Source organism: uncultured Gelidibacter sp. (assembly GCF_947500795.1).
Lineage (GTDB): Bacteria > Bacteroidota > Bacteroidia > Flavobacteriales > Flavobacteriaceae > Gelidibacter.
Window position 1 is genome coordinate 180456 of sequence record NZ_CANMTE010000005.1, and the last position, 22085, is coordinate 202540.

24 protein-coding genes are annotated in these 22085 nt (G+C 39.5%); 21 read left to right on the forward strand and 3 right to left on the reverse strand.

Annotated features, from left to right (window positions below; genetic code table 11):
• Positions 1 to 168: 168 nt before the first annotated feature.
• Both Q0947_RS12730 and dnaG read left to right on the forward strand, forming a co-directional pair.
• Positions 169 to 1146, forward strand: a complete 978-nt coding sequence (locus tag Q0947_RS12730; RefSeq protein WP_299398190.1) for a polyprenyl synthetase family protein — start codon at positions 169 to 171, stop codon at positions 1144 to 1146.
• 162 nt (positions 1147 to 1308) lie between these two features.
• Positions 1309 to 3276: a DNA primase gene (gene dnaG, locus Q0947_RS12735; protein WP_299398194.1), complete on the forward strand. Its 1968-nt coding sequence runs from the start codon at positions 1309 to 1311 to the stop codon at positions 3274 to 3276.
• A 2-nt stretch (positions 3277 to 3278) separates the two neighbouring features.
• Here the strand turns inward: dnaG and Q0947_RS12740 are convergent, their stop codons facing one another.
• Positions 3279 to 3908 (reverse strand): response regulator transcription factor, encoded by a 630-nt coding sequence (locus Q0947_RS12740; RefSeq protein WP_299398197.1) that lies wholly within the window; start codon positions 3906 to 3908, stop codon positions 3279 to 3281.
• Between the two features lie 150 nt (positions 3909 to 4058).
• Positions 4059 to 4847, reverse strand: a complete 789-nt coding sequence (gene nadE / locus Q0947_RS12745) for an NAD(+) synthase (RefSeq protein WP_299398199.1) — start codon at positions 4845 to 4847, stop codon at positions 4059 to 4061.
• 96 nt (positions 4848 to 4943) lie between these two features.
• Between nadE and gldB the strand changes: the two genes are divergently transcribed.
• From gldB to Q0947_RS12760, 3 genes are read left to right on the forward strand one after another with little or no spacing between them, the layout of a single operon-like run.
• Positions 4944 to 5903 (forward strand): gliding motility lipoprotein GldB, encoded by a 960-nt coding sequence (gldB, locus tag Q0947_RS12750; RefSeq protein WP_299398201.1) that lies wholly within the window; start codon positions 4944 to 4946, stop codon positions 5901 to 5903.
• Positions 5903 to 6238 carry a gliding motility protein GldC gene (gene gldC, locus Q0947_RS12755; RefSeq protein WP_299398203.1) on the forward strand — a complete coding sequence of 112 codons (336 nt, stop codon included), beginning with the start codon at positions 5903 to 5905 and terminating at the stop codon, positions 6236 to 6238. Before gldB ends, gldC begins: the two co-directional genes overlap by 1 nt.
• Positions 6239 to 6245: 7 nt before the next feature.
• A complete protein-coding gene (locus tag Q0947_RS12760; RefSeq protein ID WP_299398344.1) occupies positions 6246 to 6857 on the forward strand; it encodes a DUF4230 domain-containing protein in 612 nt (203 codons plus the stop codon).
• Here the strand turns inward: Q0947_RS12760 and Q0947_RS12765 are convergent.
• Complete coding sequence (locus Q0947_RS12765) at positions 6852 to 7160, reverse strand: rhodanese-like domain-containing protein (protein ID WP_299398206.1); 309 nt, start codon at positions 7158 to 7160, stop codon at positions 6852 to 6854. The genes Q0947_RS12760 and Q0947_RS12765 overlap by 6 nt on opposite strands.
• 69 nt (positions 7161 to 7229) lie before the next feature.
• On the opposite strand from Q0947_RS12765, the gene Q0947_RS12770 reads away from it, so the two are divergent.
• The 16 genes from Q0947_RS12770 (at position 7230) to Q0947_RS12845 (ending at position 21981) form a co-directional block, all read left to right on the forward strand.
• A complete protein-coding gene (locus tag Q0947_RS12770; protein WP_299398208.1) occupies positions 7230 to 7820 on the forward strand; it encodes a TetR/AcrR family transcriptional regulator in 591 nt (196 codons plus the stop codon).
• A gap of 217 nt (positions 7821 to 8037) precedes the next feature.
• A complete protein-coding gene (paaE, locus tag Q0947_RS12775) occupies positions 8038 to 9111 on the forward strand; it encodes a 1,2-phenylacetyl-CoA epoxidase subunit PaaE (RefSeq protein WP_246919281.1) in 1074 nt (357 codons plus the stop codon).
• 158 nt (positions 9112 to 9269) lie between these two features.
• Entirely contained in the window at positions 9270 to 10226 is a 957-nt protein-coding gene (paaA, locus tag Q0947_RS12780) for a 1,2-phenylacetyl-CoA epoxidase subunit PaaA (RefSeq protein WP_299398212.1), read from the forward strand.
• 139 nt (positions 10227 to 10365) lie between these two features.
• Positions 10366 to 10653, forward strand: coding sequence for a 1,2-phenylacetyl-CoA epoxidase subunit PaaB (gene paaB, locus Q0947_RS12785; protein WP_133757339.1), 288 nt, complete (start codon positions 10366 to 10368; stop codon positions 10651 to 10653).
• Positions 10654 to 10744: 91 nt separating this feature from the next.
• Positions 10745 to 11500, forward strand: a complete 756-nt coding sequence (gene paaC, locus Q0947_RS12790) for a 1,2-phenylacetyl-CoA epoxidase subunit PaaC (protein ID WP_299398216.1) — start codon at positions 10745 to 10747, stop codon at positions 11498 to 11500.
• An 86-nt stretch (positions 11501 to 11586) separates the two neighbouring features.
• A complete protein-coding gene (gene paaD, locus Q0947_RS12795; RefSeq protein ID WP_299398218.1) occupies positions 11587 to 12087 on the forward strand; it encodes a 1,2-phenylacetyl-CoA epoxidase subunit PaaD in 501 nt (166 codons plus the stop codon).
• 103 nt (positions 12088 to 12190) lie between these two features.
• Positions 12191 to 12970 (forward strand): enoyl-CoA hydratase-related protein, encoded by a 780-nt coding sequence (locus Q0947_RS12800; RefSeq protein WP_299398220.1) that lies wholly within the window; start codon positions 12191 to 12193, stop codon positions 12968 to 12970.
• A gap of 80 nt (positions 12971 to 13050) precedes the next feature.
• Positions 13051 to 13413: a four helix bundle protein gene (locus Q0947_RS12805; protein ID WP_299398222.1), complete on the forward strand. Its 363-nt coding sequence runs from the start codon at positions 13051 to 13053 to the stop codon at positions 13411 to 13413.
• A gap of 57 nt (positions 13414 to 13470) precedes the next feature.
• Positions 13471 to 14652, forward strand: coding sequence for a 3-hydroxyacyl-CoA dehydrogenase NAD-binding domain-containing protein (locus tag Q0947_RS12810; protein WP_299398348.1), 1182 nt, complete (start codon positions 13471 to 13473; stop codon positions 14650 to 14652).
• Between the two features lie 90 nt (positions 14653 to 14742).
• Positions 14743 to 15150, forward strand: a complete 408-nt coding sequence (locus tag Q0947_RS12815; protein WP_299398223.1) for a hotdog fold thioesterase — start codon at positions 14743 to 14745, stop codon at positions 15148 to 15150.
• Positions 15151 to 15204: 54 nt separating this feature from the next.
• Complete coding sequence (locus tag Q0947_RS12820) at positions 15205 to 16068, forward strand: neutral zinc metallopeptidase (RefSeq protein WP_299398225.1); 864 nt, start codon at positions 15205 to 15207, stop codon at positions 16066 to 16068.
• Positions 16069 to 16226: 158 nt separating this feature from the next.
• Positions 16227 to 17438: a 3-oxoadipyl-CoA thiolase gene (gene pcaF, locus Q0947_RS12825; RefSeq protein ID WP_299398227.1), complete on the forward strand. Its 1212-nt coding sequence runs from the start codon at positions 16227 to 16229 to the stop codon at positions 17436 to 17438.
• Between the two features lie 179 nt (positions 17439 to 17617).
• Positions 17618 to 20116, forward strand: coding sequence for a phenylacetic acid degradation bifunctional protein PaaZ (gene paaZ, locus Q0947_RS12830; RefSeq protein ID WP_299398230.1), 2499 nt, complete (start codon positions 17618 to 17620; stop codon positions 20114 to 20116).
• Between the two features lie 60 nt (positions 20117 to 20176).
• Positions 20177 to 20461 (forward strand): GIY-YIG nuclease family protein, encoded by a 285-nt coding sequence (locus tag Q0947_RS12835; protein ID WP_299398233.1) that lies wholly within the window; start codon positions 20177 to 20179, stop codon positions 20459 to 20461.
• A 45-nt stretch (positions 20462 to 20506) separates the two neighbouring features.
• Entirely contained in the window at positions 20507 to 21259 is a 753-nt protein-coding gene (locus Q0947_RS12840; protein WP_246919249.1) for an enoyl-CoA hydratase/isomerase family protein, read from the forward strand.
• Positions 21260 to 21384: 125 nt separating this feature from the next.
• Entirely contained in the window at positions 21385 to 21981 is a 597-nt protein-coding gene (locus tag Q0947_RS12845; protein WP_299398235.1) for a transferase hexapeptide repeat family protein, read from the forward strand.
• Positions 21982 to 22085 lie beyond the last annotated feature (104 nt).

The window sequence follows — 22085 nt, forward strand, 5'->3', positions numbered from 1 at the left end:
AGATTGTGGTTGACTTCACGCACTATCATTTTTCTTAAACATTAGATGAGATAAGTGAGCAATTTGATGATTTTTTCGAGCGGTGCACCTGTCTTTCTAAGCTTAATAATAGCATATCATTGACATTTTTAGTACGTTTGTTATCAAAATCTACAGTACGACATACACTTGAAAATTGTTGAACAAATAAAGCAGCCCATTGCATATGAAATGGAACTTTTTGAACAAAAGTTTCTACTTTCTATGTCTTCAAAAGTGGCGCTTTTAAACCGGATTACCACTTACATCGTTAACAGAAAAGGGAAGCAAATGCGTCCTATGTTCGTGTTTCTTGTGGCTAAAATGGTCAATAATGGTAATGTAAGTGAGCGTACCTATCGCGGGGCAGCTGTAATTGAATTGATTCATACCGCCACCTTGGTGCATGATGATGTGGTTGATGACAGTAATAGAAGGCGTGGTTTTTTCTCGGTTAATGCCCTTTGGAAAAATAAAATCGCCGTGCTTATTGGCGATTATTTGCTCTCAAAAGGTTTATTACTTTCCATCGATAACAACGATTTTGACCTTCTTAAAATAATTTCCGTTGCCGTAAGGGAAATGAGTGAAGGCGAATTACTTCAGATAGAAAAAGCACGTCAGCTCGACATTACAGAAGATATTTATTACGAAATTATACGTCAAAAAACGGCAACGCTCATCGCGGCGTGTTGTAGTCTTGGTGCGGCATCCGTAAAGCCCAATTCTCCTGATGTAGAAACCATGCGCAAGTTTGGAGAGCTTATCGGAATGGCGTTTCAAATTAAAGATGATTTGTTCGATTACGGTAATGAAGCCATCGGAAAGCCAACGGGCATCGACATCAAGGAACAAAAAATGACCTTGCCGCTGATTTACGCCATCAATAATTGTACGAAAAAGGAAAAATCTTGGTTGATCAATTCGGTCAAAAACAAGAATAAAGATAAAAAGCGGGTCAAGGAAGTGATTGCTTTTGTCAAAAGTAAAGGCGGACTCGATTACGCGGTTACTAAAATGGAGGCTTTTCAAGAGGAAGCCCTACAACTCCTCAATACCTATCCAGATTCACAATTTAAAGCATCTTTGTTGCTGATGGTCAATTATGTGATTGACCGTAAGAAATAGGAGGCTTGAAGCCTGAAAGTGACCTGTAATGTGGCATAATCAAGATTAAATATCTATTCCAGTGATTAACTTGAATTCCATTCATTATCTCCAAAGTCATTCTCCTGATCCCTTCAAAGTTTACTTTGTTTATGCTATTTTTACAAAAAATTACGACAAGCTTTGATTTCAAAATTCTCTATAGAACAAGTATTCGAAACCGCCCGAGTGGAGGAGGTCATTGGCGATTTCGTCAACCTTAAAAAATCGGGGAGTAATTTTAAAGGGCTAAGTCCTTTTAGTGATGAACGTTCACCAAGTTTTGTGGTGAGTCCTGTGAAGCAAATTTGGAAGGATTTTAGTAGCGGAAAAGGGGGGAACGCGGTGACTTTTTTAATGGAGCACGAGCATTTCACCTATCCTGAGGCCATCAAATATTTGGCAAGAAAGTACAATATTGAAATAGAAGAAACCGAGCAGACCAACGAGCAGAAGGAAGAAGCTAATGAGCGTGAAAGTCTGTATTTGGTTAATGAATTTGCCAACACCTATTTTCAAAAAACACTTCATAAAACCGATCAAGGGAAGTCGATTGGACTCAGCTATTTTAAGGAACGTGGGTTTACAAATGAGACCATCAAAACCTTTAATTTGGGCTATTCTCTTGATGAATGGCAAGCCTTTACTGATGAAGCTTTAAAAAAAGGCTATCAATTGGAGTTTCTTGAAAAAACCGGGCTGACCATTGTTAAGGACGAAAAACGCTTTGACCGTTTTAAAGGTCGGGTGATGTTCCCAATCCATAGTATGAGTGGCCGAATCTTGGGGTTTGGAGGCCGAATTTTAGGAGCCGATAAAAAAGCCGCAAAATACTTGAACTCACCTGAGAGTGAAGTCTATCATAAAAGTAAAATTTTGTACGGGTTGTTTCATGCAAAACAGGCCATTGCAAAGGAGGATAATTGCTTTTTAGTTGAAGGTTATACCGATGTGATCCAATTTCACCAAACTGGGGTTAAAAACGTGGTTGCCTCTTCAGGGACCGCCTTATCACCAGAACAAATAAGATTGATCAATCGTCTGACAAAAAACATTACCGTGCTTTTTGATGGGGATGCTGCGGGTTTGCGAGCGTCTGTTAGAGGGATTGATTTGATTTTGGAGCAAGGCATGAACGTTAAGGTATGTTCATTTCCAAAAGGAGAAGATCCTGATAGTTTTGCAAGACAGAATACGCTTGAGGAACTTTCAGAATATCTTGAAGAAAACGCTAAGGATTTCATTCAGTTTAAAGCCTCATTATTAGTTGAAGACGCCAAAAATGACCCTATAAAAAAGGCAGATACCATCCGGGAAATCGTCAATAGTATTGCAAAGATTCCAGATCCTATTAAACGTGAGATTTATATAAGGGAGTGTTCTAATATTATGGACATCAGTGAGCAGGTTTTGTTTACGACCTTGGCCCAAATCAATAAAAAGGATGCACCGGAAAGTGGTAAGCCACAACAACGGCCGGAGCAGCGTGCTTTTGAAGTGGTGCGTACAGAAAAGCCAACCCAAAAGGTGAATCACCAATATGAACTCGAATTGAAAATCATCGAAATTCTATTGCTTTACGGTAATGAAACGGAGCAATTTGAAGATTTGGTACTGAAGGAGGATGAGAAATCTGGCGAGTTAAAATTGGAGCCTGTAATTCATGAGGCAAAGGTTTTTGAAAAGATTTACTTGGACTTGCAGGAGGATGAAATGCAATTTTCGGATGAACGCTTTAAGAATTTATACTACACTATTATTGAAGCCCTGCACCAATCGAATGAATTTCAATTGAAGGATTTTATCAATAGGCTCGATCAAAATATGGCCAATGAGGTCACTACTATTTTGATGAATGACGAGCGCTATAGTTTGCATGATTGGGAGCGAAATCATATCGTTCCTAAAGAAAAGAAAGAGACCATTGCACAATTGGTTACGCAAACTATTTTAAGTCTGAGATGTTTCCTAATTGATCAAAAAGTGGTAGAATACCAAAACGATATCACACGGCCTGATGCCAATACGATGAGCATTATGGAAGATGTTAGAGATTATTTACGCTTGAAAACACTCTTATCTAAAAAACTAGGGAAAGTAGTTGGCGGGTAATACTAAGCGTTACCCATATGTTCCGCCTGATGGATTAAGTCTACCAAGTTGGTCACGTTTAATTTCTTGAAAAGTCGTGCTTTGTAAGTGCTTACCGTTTTTTCATTAATGTCAAGCTCAAGCGCAATTTCCTTATTCTTTTTACCAGAAGACAGCAGTTTTAATACTTCAACTTCCCGTGTAGACAGACGTTTATAGATTTTACTTTTCTTATTGCGGGTATCATTATAGTTCAAGTGTTTGGCCATTGCCTCACTCAAATAAATTTCACCTTTATGTACTTTAAGAATGGCTTCTTTAATGGTGGCAGTGTCTACCGTTTTAGAAAGATAGCCTGATGCGCCTGCTTTTATGGTGCTTACAGCATAGATTTCTTCAGGTTGATTACTAAACATAATCACTTTTAAATCGGTATTTTCTTTCTTGATGGCTCTTAAAGCTGTAATTCCATTAAGTTCAGGGAGATCAATTTCAGAAATTAATACGTCCACTTCAAAGCGCCTAATAAATTCGAAAATCTCAATTCCCGTAGCCAACGAACCCACAACTTCTATGTCTGGATCTTTATCAAAATGTAGTGTTAGCCCTTCTCTTACTATGGGATGATTGTCCACAACCAGTACCTTGATCATAATTTCTCAATTTATTAATTAGTCATGTCGGTTGATATACTAAAGATTTGGGTTCGATTTGTGGAGATGCCTTACGTAAATGTATAAAAAAAAAGGTGAATTTTACTTAAGTTTGCTAATTTTCAGTGAATTAACTTACAAAATTTATAGTTATTTTAAGTTTTCAGGAATTTCACAGATTGGAATCGGAACCATTTTGTGCTGGTTAATATTATTAAGTCTTGTAAACAATTTGAAAACTTCTTGTTGTCGACCTTCAAAGTCATCGGCAGTTTTGCCATTTTCTTTCATAGTCATCGCCCATTCCAATTCAGGGTAGGAAGCGCCAATTTGATCTTCGTCAGTTCTATCGTCTCCAAATAAACCATCGCTAGGAGCAGCATTTATTATTGAGTCAGTAACCCCTAATGTTTTTGCTAGTTCGTAAACTTCAGTTTTCATCAAATCTGCTATCGGACTTAAATCTACTCCGCCATCGCCGTATTTGGTATAAAAACCGACACCAAAATCCTCTACTTTATTTCCAGTTCCCGCAACCAATAAGCCTTTTAATCCGGCGTAATAATAAAGTGTGGTCATTCTGAGGCGCGCACGTGTGTTGGCAAGTGCCATGTCTACAGTGGTTTGTTTTCCTTCTAAAGATACTTCGGTCTTAAATTCCTCAAAAACGGGCGTCAAATCCACTAAAGTGTCTTTTACATTGGCAAACCTGGATTTTAACTGTTTTATATGTTCTTGACCTCTTGATACATGGCTTGGTGGCTGATGGATGGGCATTTCAATACATAATACATCAAGGCCTGTTTTTGCACATAAAATTGAGGTGACGGCAGAATCAATTCCGCCGGAAATACCTACTACAAAACCATTTACATGGGCATTAGTGGCGTAGTCTTTTAGCCAATTTACAATGTGATCAATAACTTTTTCTGTTTGCATTTTTTGGAAGATTTAACACAAAGAATACTACCTTTGTACAACAAAAATAAAGTAATCACCCAAGTAATAAAAATTAAAGACCTTTAAAAATTGCCCATGAAGAATGCTGGTTTTCTAATAGTCCTGTTGCTTTTTTTTAGTGCTTGTAAAGAAGATAATCAAATAGAGAAAGAAATTTCTAAAATTGTTGTAGACGTTAATATCGAGCGTTTTGATTTGGCCTTCGGCACTGCTCAACCTGGTGATTTACCAAAATTAAAAGCAGAGTATCCTTTTTTATTTTCTGAACGTATTCCGGACTCTGTTTGGGTAGAGCGAATGAAAGACACGTTGCAGAATGAATTGGTGGCTGAAGTGAAATCTACGTTTTCAAATTTCAATAATGAACAGCAGGCAATTGAGTCGCTTTTTCAACACCTCAAATATTACGATACAAGTTTTAAAGTCTCGCGTGTAATTACGGTAACCTCTGATGTGGACTACAGAAATAAAACGATAGTGACCGATACAATTGTCTTGATTTCTTTGGATACGTATCTTGGGTCGGATCATCATTTTTATGAAGGCATTCAAAAGTTCCTTACCCAAAACATGAAACGCTCTCAAATTGTGAGCGATTTAGCCGCAAATTATGCAGAGCAGTATATATTTCAGGAAGATCCTAAAACACTTTTAGATGATATGGTCTATTTTGGAAAGCAGCTGTATTTTAAGGATAAGATGATTCCGTTTACATCAGATGCTGATAAAATAGGATATACAGAAGAACAGTTAGCTTGGGCGGCAGAAAATGAAAGTGAAATATGGCGCTATTTTATTGAGCGCGAATTGTTGTTTAGTACTGATAATAGTTTGGCAAGCCGATTTATCGCCGATGCGCCTTTCTCGAAATTTTATCTCGAATTGGATAGTGAGTCACCAGGAAGATTAGGGCAATATATGGGATGGCAAATCGTCAGAGCCTATATGAATACCAATGACGTCCCGTTAATGGAGATGCTCCAAAAGAATGCGGACGAAATTTTTAATAAATCAAAATTTAAACCTCGTAAATAATGTCAAAGAATAAAACCTCTACCATTGAACTTCATGTGGAATTAGATGAAAATAAAATTCCTGAAAAATTAAGTTGGACGGCACAAGATGGTGGCATAGATAATGAAGAAGCTAAAGCCATGATGCTTTCAGTTTGGGATAGCAAAGCTCAGGAAACCTTAAGAATTGATCTTTGGACCAAAGACATGCCTGTAGATGAAATGAAACTATTTTTCCATCAGACGTTAGTTGAAATGAGCAATACGTTCCATCGTGCTACCCAAGATGAAAAAATGACGGCAACCATGAAGGATTTTTGTGATTATTTTGCTGAAAAGTTAGAACTTAATAAGTAAACCTATGATGCGGAAACTTCTGTATGTCTTGATATTAGTAATGGTAGTGATGTTTGGCTATCGCTATTTTTTTAATGATAAAGATGAAACCATATTACAGGAGAATTCCGCGCTCATTCAGGAACAGATCAGGAATGTCAGCAAATTGGTGGTTACTGAAGGGCATTTCAGTCAGGTATTCACCTATAAAAATTCCAAAGCCATTTTTGCCAATTTGGTGAATGTGGAAAAGAAGGCCTTAGTGGTGGTCAATGCTGATGTTACGGTTTCCTATGACTTGAGCCAGATTCAATATGAACTGGATGAAAAATCAAAAACCCTGAAAATCTTAAGTATTCCGAAAGAGGAAATCAATATCAGCCCAGATTTTGAATATTATGATGTTACGGCCGATTTCCTGAATCCGTTCCAAGCGGAAGATTACAATAAAATCAAGAATAAAGTCAACGCGCAGCTGATGAAGAAGATTGAGGCGTCCAACTTAAAGAGCAACGCACAAAACCGACTGATCAGTGAATTGTCAAAATTCTATATTTTGACCAGTTCATTAGGGTGGACGCTTCAATACAATGGCAATTCTATCAGGTCGTCAGACGAGTTACAGAATATTAAGCTATAACTTCTTTTTCAAGCTTAGCCAGCTGCCACCATTGATGGATTCAATGTTTTTTGATTTTAAAATTTGAGCAGCTTTGGCTGAACGCATGCCGCTTGCACAACAGGTTATGATAGGTTTGTTCAGTTTCTTTAGTTTTTCAACTTGATTTTGTAAGTCGTCTAAAGGCACATGTTTAGCATTGGCAATATGGCCGTTATCCCATTCTCTCTTGGTTCTAACGTCTAAAATGATGGCGCCTTTTTGCATCAGTTCCTGAACTTGCTGTTTTTTATTATTGCCAAATAAAAAGTCAAAAAATCCCATAGTTTATTTTTTATTTAAATTTACAAATTATCCACCACTCAAAGAACTTTGAGTCTTAAATTTCAACTATTGAATAGTACAGGCCAAACTCGCAAACAAGAAATTATTAAAACAGCCGCTAAACTTTTTAAAGAAAAAGGGTATAGCGCGGTCACAATGCGCGATTTGGCAAAGGCGGTCAACATTAGGGCAGCTAGTCTTTACAATCATATCGATTCCAAGCAAGACATTCTCAAATCGATTATAATCTCTTTGGCCGAAGAATTTACAAATGGCATGGAGACGATTAAAAATTCAGACGTTTCAATAATTGATAAATTACGAGCTATTGTCTCGTTGCATGTCAATATTACTATTCACAACACCTACGGCATGGCCTCGCTCAATAATGACTGGATGCATCTTGAAGATCAATTGGAGTACTATTTGTCGCTGAGAAAGAATTACGAAGAGGATTTTGTGGAGATTATAAAATCGGGGATAGAAACTAAGGAAATTCGCGACTCCAATCCTGAAATTATTATGTTTTCCATATTAACCACGCTAAGATCTTTATACCTGTGGCTTCCAAAAAAAGACGATCTCAATAGACAGGAACTTGCAAAAAATTTAGGTGATGTTCTGATAAACGGAATAAATCATCAAAGCACTACAGCGTAATTCCTGCGTCTTTAGCTTAGTAAAGTGCCTTTTAATCTAAGCACGTCTATCAAAACCAAAATTTTTTTAACAAAACATATCAAATTTAATTTGTAGTTTTGTCATGTAGACTAACGGTTGTTAGTTAGTTATTCTTGGGTTACGAAAACCTTTGAGTTAGATAAAAAAATGAATGTTAATAGCAGAACTCTTGGTTTAAAGGGATTTATAAAGGATTATGGCAGAATTCCACAACATTAAAGTTGCAGATATATACAAGGAAACGAAAGATTGCGTTGTCATTTCTTTCGATGTTCCCGACGCACTAAAAGAAAAATTTAAGTTCCGTCAGGGTCAGCATTTGACCTTGCGAAAGGAACTTAATGGCGAAGATATTCGACGTAATTATTCGCTTTGCTCAAGTCCGTTGGATGGCGAGTGGAAAGTTGCTGTTAAAACCATTCGTGATGGTGTATTTTCAAATTTTGCATTTAATGATTTGAAAATCGGTGATACCCTTGAGGTAATGGCGCCACACGGTGAATTTACAGTAGATGTTAATGTAGAGGCGAGCAACAATTATATCGCCTTTGCTGCTGGAAGTGGCATTACGCCTTTGTTGTCTATCATTAAAACCCATTTGCACGAAGAGCCAAACAGTACCTTTAAATTGTTTTATTTGAACAGGACTGTAAAATCCATTATCTTTAAAGAAGAAATAGAACAGCTTAAAAATGAGTTCTTTGATAGGTTTCAGGTCTTTTATTTTTTGACCAAAGAACAGCGCGATATTCCATTTTTAAACGGTCGTTTTGACAAGGAAAAATTAGCCGTGTTGACCAAGTCGTTCATCGATGTGCCTGATACCAATCATGCCTTCATCTGTGGACCTCAAGACATGATTTTCTTAATCCGCGACGAATTGCAAGCGGCGGGAATGCCTAAAGAGAATATCCATTACGAACTCTTCTTTACAGGAAGTTCTGAAGAAGAAAACAAACATATTGCCGAAGTTTTAGAACAAAGAATTGATGGCACACAAGTAACGATTATCGATGGAGGGAAGGAATTCCATTTCATTATGGATGATGATTTTGACAACATCCTCGATGGCGCCTTGGCTGCAGGAGCCGATTTGCCTTTTGCCTGTAAAGGTGGCGTTTGCAGCACCTGCAAGTGTCAAGTGAAGGAAGGGTCAGTACAAATGAAAAAGAATTACGCGTTAGAAGATAAGGAAGTGGCACAAAATTATGTGTTGAGCTGTCAGGCCGTCCCAACCAGTAAAAAGGTGGTGGTCGATTTTGATGTATAGTCCTAAAAGTTTTTAAAACGATATAGGTTGCTACTATAAAAAAAAATAATTTGGGCGCCTGCCTGGCGGCAGACAGGCTACCCTTCCCGATAGTTATCGGGACTACATCCTTAACGCAAATCAGAACATAAAAAATCATTTCACTAATACAGAATAAGATGAGTGAAGAACAAATAAGAAATTTAGAAGCCCAGTTCGAAGAACGGATCGCAAGAGACGAGAAAATCGAACCTAAAGATTGGATGCCGGAGAAATACCGCCAAACCCACATCCGTCAGATGTCGCAACACGCGCATTCTGAAATTGTGGGGATGCTTCCAGAAGGCAATTGGATTACAAGGGCGCCTTCGTTACGTAGAAAAGTAGCCTTGTTGGCGAAAGTTCAAGACGAGGCAGGCCATGGTTTATACTTGTATTCCGCTTGTGAAACATTAGGGATTTCTCGTGATGAGTTGTACGAACAATTACATTCGGGCAAAGCAAAATATTCTTCCATTTTTAATTATCCAACAGTCACTTGGGCTGATATGGGTGCGATTGGATGGTTGGTAGATGGCGCAGCCATTATCAATCAGGTGCCGTTGTGTAATACGTCTTTCGGACCGTATGCCCGGGCAATGGTGCGCGTTTGTAAGGAAGAAAGTTTCCATCAGCGTCAGGGTTATGAAATCATGATTAAATTGGCTAACGGGACACCAGAGCAAAAAGAAATGGCGCAAGATGCCCTTAACCGTTGGTGGTGGCCAAGTTTAATGATGCTCGGTCCTACAGATGCAGAATCTGTACATACGGAACAATCCATGAAATGGAAATTAAAGCGTAAATCTAACGATGAATTACGTCAGCAGTTTGTTGATCAAACCGTCCCGCAAGCCGATTTAATCGGACTCACCATTCCAGATCCCGATTTAAAATGGAATGAAGAACGCGGCAGTTATGATTTTGGTGAGATTGATTGGGATGAATTTTGGCAAGTGGTCAAAGGACACGGCCCAATGAATAAAGAACGTATGAAAGCCAGAGTAGGCGCATGGGAAGGTGGCGCATGGGTACGAGATGCAGCCATGGCCTACGCATCAAAAAACGCCGAACGCAAAGATAAAGAAGCAGTATAAAAAAGAATTTTGTCAGTTCGAGTGAAATTGCTTTTCGCAATTTTGTATCGAGAACCGAGTGAAATTGCACTTTCGCAATTTTCTATCGTAAAGCGAGTGAAATCGATGACAATTCAATTTCAAAATAACAGATATAATTATGTCAACAAAAAATTGGCCACTTTGGGAGGTCTTCGTCAGAAGTAAAAACGGATTGGAACATCGCCATTTTGGAAGTCTCCATGCCGCTGACGCGGAGATGGCGTTAGAGAATGCACGCGATGTGTACACCAGAAGAAATGAAGGTATCAGTATCTGGGTGGTAGAATCCAAAAACATCACGGCCTCCAATCCTGAACACAACGGCGAAATGTTTGAACCGGCCCAAGATAAAGTCTACCGCCATCCTACATTTTACGAGTTGCCTGATGAGGTGAAATACATGTAAATAGATTAACGATTGACGAGTTAAGATTTTTGATTTCAGAAGTTCAAAAATCAGCAATCACAAATCATCAATCAACAATATTATAGATAGAATGAATAATACCAATCTGTATCACTATATCCTCGGCATCGCCGATAACTCCCTAATCCTTGGGCAACGCATGGGCGAACTATGCGGTCACGGCCCAAGTTTGGAAACGGATATTGCCTGCACCAATATTTCACTCGATTTATTCGGGCAGGTACGAAGCTATTATCAATATGCCGCTAAAATTGCCAATGATGGCCGTACGGAAGACGACATTGCCATGCTTCGTAAGGAGCGTGAGTACGTGAATGTACTTTTGGCAGAACAACCAAACACGGATTTTGCTTACACCATGGCGCGTCACTTTTTGTTTGATGTGTATCACTTTTTGTTCTTGACCGAGTTACAAAAAAGCAAGGACTTGACCTTGGCAGCTATCGCTACAAAATCGCTTAAAGAAGTGAGTTATCACCAACGTTTTTCAACAGATTGGATTAAGCGTTTAGGTGACGGCACAGAAGAGAGTCACCAAAGAATGCAAAATGCCATCAACGATTTGTGGACCTATACTGACGAATTATTCCATCAAACAGACGCAGATAAAGCTATGGTTGCAGAAGGTATCGGTGTAGATGTAACAAGACTAAAAGCAGCTTACTATGATAAAGTAAATGCCATTCTAGAAGAAGCCACCTTATCAATTCCTGAATCAAAATACTTCCAAAAAGGAGGTAAAAAAGGCATCCATACGGAGCATATGGGCTATCTATTAACCGAATTGCAATATATGCAACGCACGTATCCAAATATGGAATGGTAGGAAATTGCTGATTGTCGAATTACGATTGACGATTTTAGAAGTACTTTAAAAATCAAAAATCGGCAATCAACAATCTTAAATAATTTATGATCACAAGCCAACAACATATCGACCCAAAACTGATTGCGATTCTGGAAACAGTATCCGATCCGGAGATCCCTGTGCTTTCAATTATGGACATGGGTGTGGTACGCACTGCAATTATTGAGGACGAAGTTGTAAAAGTACAGATCACCCCAACTTACAGCGGTTGCCCTGCGATGGATGTTATCGGTGATGATATTAAAAAAGCCTTGCAAGACGCCGGTTACAAATCAGAGGTAGAATTGATTTTAACGCCTGCTTGGACCACTGACTGGATTACGCCACGAGGCAGAAAAGCTTTGGAGGATTATGGTATTGCAGCGCCATTGGGCCCTGAAGCAGACAAAGATGTCTTGTTACACGGCAAACGCTTGGTGAAATGCCCACAATGTGGCTCAATCAATACAAAAATGGTGAGCCAGTTTGGTTCTACAGCTTGTAAAGCACAATTTCAGTGCGAAGATTGCCTTGAACCTTTTGATTATTTTAAATGTTTGAAGTAAAAAATAATAATGAATACTGATCTATGAATAGCGAATTAAGAAGTTGAAATCGGTTTCACTTCAAGATTTGGAAATTCACAATCGATATTGATATCAAAAATATATGAATTCAATTCTATTAGAAATTAAAAACGGAGTAGCAATCATCACGCTTAATAGGCCTGAAGTGTTCAATAGTTTTAATCGTGAAATGGCATTCAAGCTCCACGATGTTTTAGATGCTTGTGAAAGTAATGATGATGTTAGGGCAATAGTTTTGACCGGAAATGGAAAAGCCTTTTGTGCGGGTCAAGATTTAAAAGAAGTGACCTCTCCAGAGCTCAATCCTGGATTTAAAAAAATTCTTGAGGAGCACTACAATCCAATAATCACTCGACTTCGATCTATTAAAAAACCAATTATCGGTGCCATCAACGGTGTAGCGGCAGGCGCTGGAGCAAATATCGCCTTGGCGTGTGATATTGTGGTTGCCCATGAAAAAGTTAGTTTCATTCAAGCATTCAGCCTTATAGGACTCGTTCCTGATAGTGGCGGAACCTTCTTTTTGCCGCGACTTATCGGATTTCAAAAAGCATTGGCATTAGCCATGTTAGGTGATAAAATATCGGCCGAGGAAGCAGAAAAAATGGGAATGATTTACAAAGTCCTGCCATTAGAGAGCTTTGAAGAGGAGGTCAATCAGCTAGCTTCAAAACTCGCTAGTATGCCAACAAAAGCCTTGGGAATGATCAAGGAATTATTCAACAATTCCATGACCAACGATCTCGAAGCGCAATTGGCTTTAGAATCTAAATTACAAATAGAAGCCGCTCAAACTGATGATTATTTGGAAGGCGTTACCGCTTTTGTAGAAAAGAGAAAACCGGAGTTTAAAGGTAGATGATTATTAAAGATTGATGAATGTTGATTGTAGATTTGAGAAGTTAAAAGGCCTGATCACAGTAACCTATATTTTAAAAAAAGATGAGACCCCATCAATTAGAAGAACGACTTATTCAATTTGCAATTGACGTGATTTTGATTTGTAAAAAGGTCGATAATTCTTTTGCATCCGAACATTTAGCAAAACAATTGATAAGATCCGCAACATCAGCAGCCTTGAATTATGGGGAAGCGCAGAGCGGTGAATCCACTCGCGATTTTTTACATAAAATGAAAATCTGTTTAAAAGAATTACGAGAATGTCTAATCAATTTGAAGATTCAACATGGCGCTAATCTTATCGCCGATAATGATTCTTTGAATATTTTATTAAAAGAGAATAACGAATTGATATCCATATTTGTTGTCAGTATTAAAACGGCATCATCAAAATTAAAATCTTAATTTATTTATGAGACGATACTTCAAAAATCAACAATCTTCAATCAACACTCTTCAATGATGCAGGTAGGAATTATAGGTAGTGGCACTATGGGAAGCGGCATCGCACAAGTTGCGGCAACGTCGGGGTGTCTAGTCAAATTATATGATACCAATCAAGATGCATTGGATAAAGCAAAAAACGCTTTAGAAAATATCTTATCAAAATTGGTTGTTAAAGGGCGGATTGAGGAATCCGAGAAAACTCGAATTCAAAACAATATTTCCTACGTCGACACGCTAAAGGATTTATCAGATTCTGATGTAACTATTGAAGCGATTGTGGAAAATTTAGACATCAAGAAAAATGTCTTTTCAGAATTGGAAGCTTTTGTGTCTGATGACTGTATTATCGCCTCCAATACCTCAAGTTTATCGATTGCTTCTATCGCGGCATCTTTAAAAAAGCCAGAACGTTGTATTGGAATTCATTTTTTCAATCCTGCACCATTAATGCAATTGGTTGAGGTGATTCCAGCTATTCAAACTTCAAAAGAAGTATTAGAGAAAGCAACTAAAATTATCACCGATTGGAAAAAAACAGTGGCCGTTGCAAAGGACACTCCTGGGTTTATTGTGAATAGAGTCGCACGTCCATTTTACGGTGAGGCATTAAGAATTTATGAAGAAGGTATTGCTGATTTTGCAACCATAGATAAGAGTCTAAAGTCATTAGGTGGATTCCGAATGGGCCCTTTTGAATTAATGGATTTTATTGGGAATGACGTGAATTATACCGTCACTGAAACCGTATTCACTGCTTTCTATTTTGATCCAAGATATAAACCAGCCTTCACCCAAAAACGTTTTGCAGAAGCTGGTTATTTAGGAAGAAAATCAGGAAGAGGCTACTATAAATATGATGAAAAAGGCGCTATGGAGGCACCGACTCCCATTGTCACTCTGAGCGCAGACGAAGAGTCTCAATTGGCACAGCAAATTTTCGACCGGGTATTGGTCATGCTGATCAATGAAGCCACTGATGCGTTACATATGAATGTCGCTTCCGCAGAAGATATTGACAACGCCATGACCAAAGGGGTGAATTATCCAAAAGGCTTATTGGCGTGGGCTAATGAAAAAGGCATCGATTGGTGTGTTTCTAAAATGGACAAATTGTACAATGAGTATCATGAAGACCGTTACCGTTGCAGCCCGTTGTTGCGGAGGATGAGTAGAGAAGATTTGAGGTTTTTTAATTAACGATTGCAGATTTTTGATTGTAGATTTTTGAAGTATGGATGATCACTTCAAAAATCAACAATCGTTAATCGACAATCTAAAATAATTGTAATGAACATCGAAAAAATCCCATTTAAAATGTTAAACCAAGACCCCTACAGCACCTGGCTAGGAATCGAAATTTTAGAGTCTGAACTCGGCCGATGTAAAGTTGGGTTGACTATTCGCAAAGAAATGCTTAATAGTATGGGAAAAGCACATGGCGGCATCAGTTATGCATTAGCAGACACTGCCTTTGGTTTTGCGGCTAATACCCATGGAAAATATGCGGTGTCTATTGAAACCAGCATCAACCATATTGAAGCGTTAAATGAAGGCGATTATATAACCGCGGAGTCTGTAATTGAGAAGGTTAAAAACAAATTAGGATTCAATATTATTGAAGTCAAGCGAGGTAATGAAGTAGTGGCGTTGTTTAAAGGCGTCGTATATAGGACAAATAAAGAATGGATAGAATAACCAATATTGTTTAAATTTATTAAAAATTTATATTCACACTAAACACAAAACAATATGAAATGGCAAGGTAGAAGAAAAAGCGGGAATTTGGAAGACCGTCGTGGGATGAGCGGTAAGGGTAAATTGGCCGCTGGCGGTGGATTAATCGCTGTGGTGGTGGTATTGCTTCAACTTTTTGGAGGTGATACAGGACAGACATTAGCCCCAATTTTAGAACAAGTCACACAGTCGCAATCCGTATCAGAAGGCGGGGAGCAACGTGAACTGACTGAAAAAGAGAAAGAACTCGGAGCCTTCATGAATGCTGTCATAGTTGACACTGAAGATATTTGGAGTGAGATTTTTAGAGAGAATAATTTAGGAGCTTACAAAGAGCCAACTGTAGTGTTATTTACGGATGCAGTGAGAAGTGGCTGTGGTACTGCGAGTGCGGCATCGGGGCCATTCTATTGTCCTGCCGATCAAAAAGTGTATATGGACTTATCCTTTTTTGATCAGTTAAGAACACGTTTTGGGGCCAAAGGTGGCGATTTTGCAATTGCTTATGTAACCGCCCATGAAATTGGTCATCATATCCAAACCATTTTGGGGACATCTCAAAAAGTCAGACAGTTGCAACAACAAACCAATCAAGCGGGCGCTAATAAGTTGTCTGTAGCACAAGAACTTCAAGCAGATTTCTATGCTGGGGTTTGGGCGCATCATAACAGAGATTATTTGGAAGAAGGTGATATTGATGAGGCATTGAGTGCCGCAAACGCTGTTGGTGATGATGCTATTCAAAAAAGAACCCAAGGCAGCGTGCAGCCTGATAGTTTTACCCACGGAACTTCTGAACAACGCAAGTATTGGTTTATGAAAGGCTATAAAACCGGCGATATCAAGCAAGGCGATACCTTTTCTGAAATCATGAATTAAATCAAAATAATTAACTAAAGAATCATTTCGAACGGATAGAAGCATGAAAACATAGTTTTTGTATTCATCATTCGATATTCGACATTTAAAACATTAAAAACATTAATTCGAAATTGAAGTTTCAATTTTCAACTTCAATTTCGACTTCAAATTCATACATGGAAGCATACATCATAGACGGTATTAGAACACCAATTGGAAGTTATCAAGGCGCATTATCAACAATAAGAACAGACGATTTAGCGGCATTAGTGATAGAAGAACTCGTAAAACGTAACCCAAACATCCCAAAGGAAGCTTATGAAGATGTTATTTTAGGTTGCGCGAATCAAGCGGGAGAGGATAACCGAAACGTTGCAAGAATGGCGTCTCTTTTGGCGGGTCTGCCTGTTACAGTGCCGGGTGAAACCGTTAACCGTTTATGCAGTTCAGGACTTTCTGCTATTATTCAAGCCAACCGCGCGATTAAAGCGGGTGATGGTGATCTGTTTATTGCGGGTGGTGTTGAGCACATGACTCGCGGACCATACGTGGTGGCGAAACCGTCAAGTGCGTTTGGTACCGATGCTAAAATGTACGATTCTAGTTTTGGATGGCGATTTGTAAATCCGAAGATGCAAAAGCTATATGGTACCGATGGTATGGGCCAAACTGCTGAAAATTTAGTAGAGCAGTACAATATCTCGCGTGAAGATCAGGATAGATTTGCCTATTGGAGTCAAATGAAAGCTGCAAAAGCGCAAGAAAATGGTCGATTAGCAAAAGAAATTGTGACGGTCGAAATTCCACAGCGCAAAAAGGATCCTATTCAATTTTCTAAAGATGAATTTGTGAAGCCAAACACGTCAATGGAGGTATTAGGAAAATTGCGTGGTGCGTTCAAGGCTGAAGGTGGTAGTGTGACTGCGGGAAATTCTTCAGGTTTAAATGATGGTGCAGCTGCAACGATTATCGCTTCAGAAATTGCTGTAAAAAAATACAATCTAAAACCATTAGCCCGCATTGTAAGTTCTGCGGTAGTTGGTGTAGAACCACGAATCATGGGCATCGGTCCTGTTGAAGCTTCTAATAAAGCCTTGGCAAAAGCCAGATTGACCATGGAGGATATGGATATTATCGAACTCAATGAGGCTTTTGCGGCACAAGCATTAGCCTGTACGCGAGCTTGGGGATTGGAAGATAATGATCCACGGTTAAACCCTAATGGTGGTTCCATCGCCATTGGCCACCCGCTTGGTGTGACGGGGACCCGATTAGCGTATTCAGCAGCTCTAGAGTTACAAGAAACTGGAAAAAGATATGCGTTAATTACCATGTGTATTGGTGTTGGTCAAGGCTACGCAGCCATCATTGAAAACGCGAATTTGTAGTATTTGGGCGATCCGCAAAGGTCGGGCTTTCGGTAGTCGCTCTCTCCCGATGTAATCAGGAGAGGAGCTCCAACAATGCCTACATCCCTAAAGCGGTCAGGCATGATAGAACGAGGTCGCTACATAAAAATTAGAGTACATAATTTAATAATAAGATATCCACTTTTGTGGGCATTACTATGAAAAAATTACAAAATTACGTCACAGGGCAATGGATTGAAGGAATGGGAGAAGGCGTTCCTATGTTTGACGCCATCACAGGAGAAGTCGTGGCGCTTTCTGATACGCAAGGATTAGATCTTGCTGAAATTTTGCATTACGGACGCACCAAAGGCGGCGAAGTATTGCGTAAAATGACTTTTCAGGAACGTGGCAATATGTTGAAAAGCCTTGCGCTTTATCTCACCAAAAGGAAAGAAGCCTTTTATGAATTAAGTTATAGAACAGGAGCCACCAGAGTGGACAGCTGGATTGACATTGAAGGCGGATTCGGTAACTTATTTGCCAATGCGTCATTAAGAAAACTCTTCCCAAATCAGTCGTATCACGTAGAAGGAGAACCTATCGATTTATCTCGAGGTGGACGCTTTATGGCGCACCACATTATGGTGCCAAAACGCGGCGTTGCGATTCATATCAATGCGTTTAACTTCCCAGTTTGGGGAATGTTGGAAAAATGTGCGACCAACTGGATGGCAGGCGTGCCTGCAGTAGTGAAACCTGCTACAAACGGTTCCTTCTTAACGGAAGCTGTTGTTCGTGAAATCATCGCTTCTGGAATCTTACCAGAAGGCGCTTTACAGTTAATTACAGGCTCTGCAAGAGCAATTTTAGATACAGTCGAATCTCAAGATGTGGTCACCTTTACAGGTTCTGCGACTACCGGACGACTTCTAAAATCCCATAAGCGCATTATCGAAGAATCAGTGCCTTTCAATATGGAAGCCGATTCCTTAAACTGTTCTGTTTTAGGTGAAGACGCACTTCCGGGAACACCTGAATTCGATTTGTTTATCAAGGAAGTCCGTAACGAAATGACCGTTAAATGTGGACAGAAGTGTACCGCTATTCGTCGTGTTATCGTTCCTGAAAATCTTGTGGAAGATGTTCAAATAGCATTAGGAAAAGCCCTAGATAAAGTCACTATTGGAGATCCTAGACTGAAAGAAGTACGCATGGGCGCTTTAATCAGTAAAGATCAAGCCAATGAAGTAAGAGATCGCGTTCAGGAACTTGCTAAAACGGCAAGCATCGTTTATGGCGATTTAGATAAAATAGAAACCATAGGCGCTGATGCCAAAAAAGGCGCTTTCTTAAGTCCGATTTTACTTCGTGAAGATCATCCATTTCAAAATTTGGCTGTTCATGAAACGGAAGCATTTGGTCCGGTAAGTACTATTATGCCTTATAAAAATTTAGATGAAGCCATTACTTTGGCCCAAATGGGGAAAGGCTCCTTGGTGTCTTCAATCGCAACTTATGACGATAAAATCGCTAAAGATTATGTCATCAACGCGGCAAGTCACCACGGACGCATCTTGGTCATCAATCGTGAAATGGCCAAAGAAAGTACCGGACACGGGTCGCCTTTACCAAATTTGGTACACGGTGGACCAGGTAGAGCAGGAGGTGGCGAAGAAATGGGCGGTGTGCGTGGTATCAAGCATTACTTGCAACGTACCGCTATCCAAGGTTCGCCAACAACGTTAACTGAAATCACTGGCATCTATCAAGCCAACGCTAAATATAAGGAAGCGGAACAGCATCCGTTCAAATACCATTGGGAAGACATTGAAGCAGGAATGTCTTTAAAAACCCATAAACGTACCCTCACGGATACGGATATTATCAATTTCGCCAATTTGACCTGGGATCATTTTTATGCCCATACCGATATTACTTCTCTTGACGGCAGTATTTTTGAAAAACGAACAGCTCACGGCTACTTTATCATTGCCGCTGCTGCAGGATTGTTTGTCTATCCTAACAAAGGTCCAGTGGCTGCCAATTACGGATTGGAGGACTGTCGTTTCCTTCGTCCATTGTACCATAACGACACCATTTATGTGCGTTTAACCTGTAAGCAGAAAGTGGACAGAGATGTCGCTTCCGCAGAACATCCAAGTGGGATTGTCAAATGGTTTGTTGAGGTCTTTGACAGTGCAGATGAATTGGTAGCCGTTGCTACAATTCTAACCATGGTTCAGAAAAAACAAGAAGTTTTTGTTGAAATGACGGATGAAACTATTGAAAATTATCTGTCAAAGTTGACGCCAGACCTGAAGCCGAAATGGGGCATCATGACGCCACAACACATGTTGGAGCATCTGGAATACACCTATAAAATTGCCGCTGGAGAAATTCAGGATTTTGAAGTGGCGACGCCAGAGAAAATTCTGGAGAAAGTTCACGCGAGTTTATATAACTACGAGAAATTTCCAAAGAACACCAATTTCCCAACACTCGAAAAAGGCAAGTTGGAAGCTTTAATTCACCCAGATTTGGAGACGGCAAAACAGAAGTTTCTTGAACAGAGAGCAAAATATTTAGAGTTTTATAAAGAACATCCAGAAGCTAAATTGAAGAATTTAGTGTTTGGAGAATTGAATAGGTATGAAGCTTATCTTTTGGAAAGGAAGCATTTGAATCATCACTTTGAGCAGTTTAATCTTCTATAGAAGATTAAACTGCTCAAAGCACCCGAGAAATCGGGTGTCTCATATAATTAAGTGTAATTTATGTCTTGGAGCGTCTACATCATAACAAATAAACCTAATGGTGTATTGTATATAGGAGAAACCAAGCAATTAAAACGGAGAATATATCAACATATTAATAAGGCTCATCCTGGTACATTCTCTGCGAGGTATAACTTAGACAAACTTGTTTATGTTGAGCATCTTGAAAGTGAAGTTGATGCGAAAAAGAGAGAATTGCAATTGAAAAAATGGAACAGAGCTTGGAAAATTGAATTAATAGAAAAGTCAAATCCGGAATGGAAGGATTTGTATCAAAATTTATAACTAACAATTAAAAGATTCCCATTGCCATGGGAACACATAAATGTGATGACACAACCCTACGTAAAACAAACCATAGAAAACGAAGTTGCCTACATTGAATTTTTTCACCCTGCCCACAATTCCCTACCAGGAGATTTGTTGGCAGAATTAGCGGACACCATTACTGCCGCAGGCAAAAATGACGACATAAAAGTACTTGTTCTTAAAAGTGGTGGCGAACGCACTTTTTGTGCAGGCGCGAGTTTTAAAGAATTAATAAACATCAATGATGAAGCTACCGGGAAAGTATTCTTTTCAGGATTTGCCAACGTCATAAACGCAATGCGTAAATGTCCAAAATTCATTATCGGGCGTATTCAAGGTAAAACTGTAGGCGGCGGCGTCGGATTGGCATCAGCAACCGATTATTGCATGGCAAGTAAATTTGCAGCTATTAAATTAAGTGAGCTCAATATTGGCATCGGACCATTTGTGGTTGGACCTGCTATTGAGCGTAAAATGGGCTTGAGCGCTATGTCGCAAATTGCTATTGACGCTAACACCTTTTATCCAGCCGATTGGGCAAAGGAAAAAGGCCTGTTTACCCAAGTTTATGAGTCCACCGCTGAGCTTGACGCTGCAGTAAAAGCAACGGCAGAGCACTTGTGTACTTACAATCCGGAGGCGATGGTAGAAATGAAAAAAGTATTCTGGAGTGGCACTGACGACTGGGATGATTTATTGGCGGAACGTGCAGCAATCAGCGGTCGTTTGGTCTTAAGCGAGTTCACCAAAGAAAAATTAAAAGGATTTAAATAAATAGCGGATTACGGTTAGGACAATTCAATATAAGAAATTCAAAAATCGACAATCGTTAATCAACAATCAACAACCCGCCCGTACCGAAAAGGCATGTTCGGGCGGGTCAACAATCAGCAATCACCATGATTTACAGTTTCAAAGGCTACACACCAGTCGTTCACGAAAGTAGCTTCGTACATCCACTCGCGGCCGTAACGGGCAATGTCATCATCGGCAAGCACTGTTATATAGGACCGGGAGCGGCAATTCGTGGTGATTGGGGTCAAATTATCTTGGAAGACGGTGTCAACGTTCAGGAAAATTGTACGGTGCATATGTTTCCAGGAAAATCCATCACCTTAAAAGAAAGCGCACATGTGGGCCACGGCGCCATCATTCACGGCGCTAATTTGGGCAGAAATTGCCTCATCGGAATGAATGCCGTCATAATGGATGACGCTGAAATAGGTGATGAAAGTATCATTGGAGCCATGTCGTTTGTTAAGGCCGAAACCATTATTCCAAAGCGAAGTCTGGTGGTGGGGAATCCCGCAAAAGTGATCAAAGAAGTGAGTGACGAGATGATCGCATGGAAAACTAAAGGCACACAATTGTATCAGCAATTACCAACGGATTGTCATGAAAGTTTAAGGGCAGTGGAACCATTACGAGAAGTTCCGGAGCATATGAAAATGCAGGAAGATGTTTATAAAACGCTTCGTGATTTTATGAAGCAATAGTTGGGCGTTACCCAAAAGGGTCAGGCTTTCCGCTATATCTTTTTTGTGAAAAACAAAAAAGGATGTCGCTGCAATCCTTAACGCAAGAGTTAACTAAAAAAGAA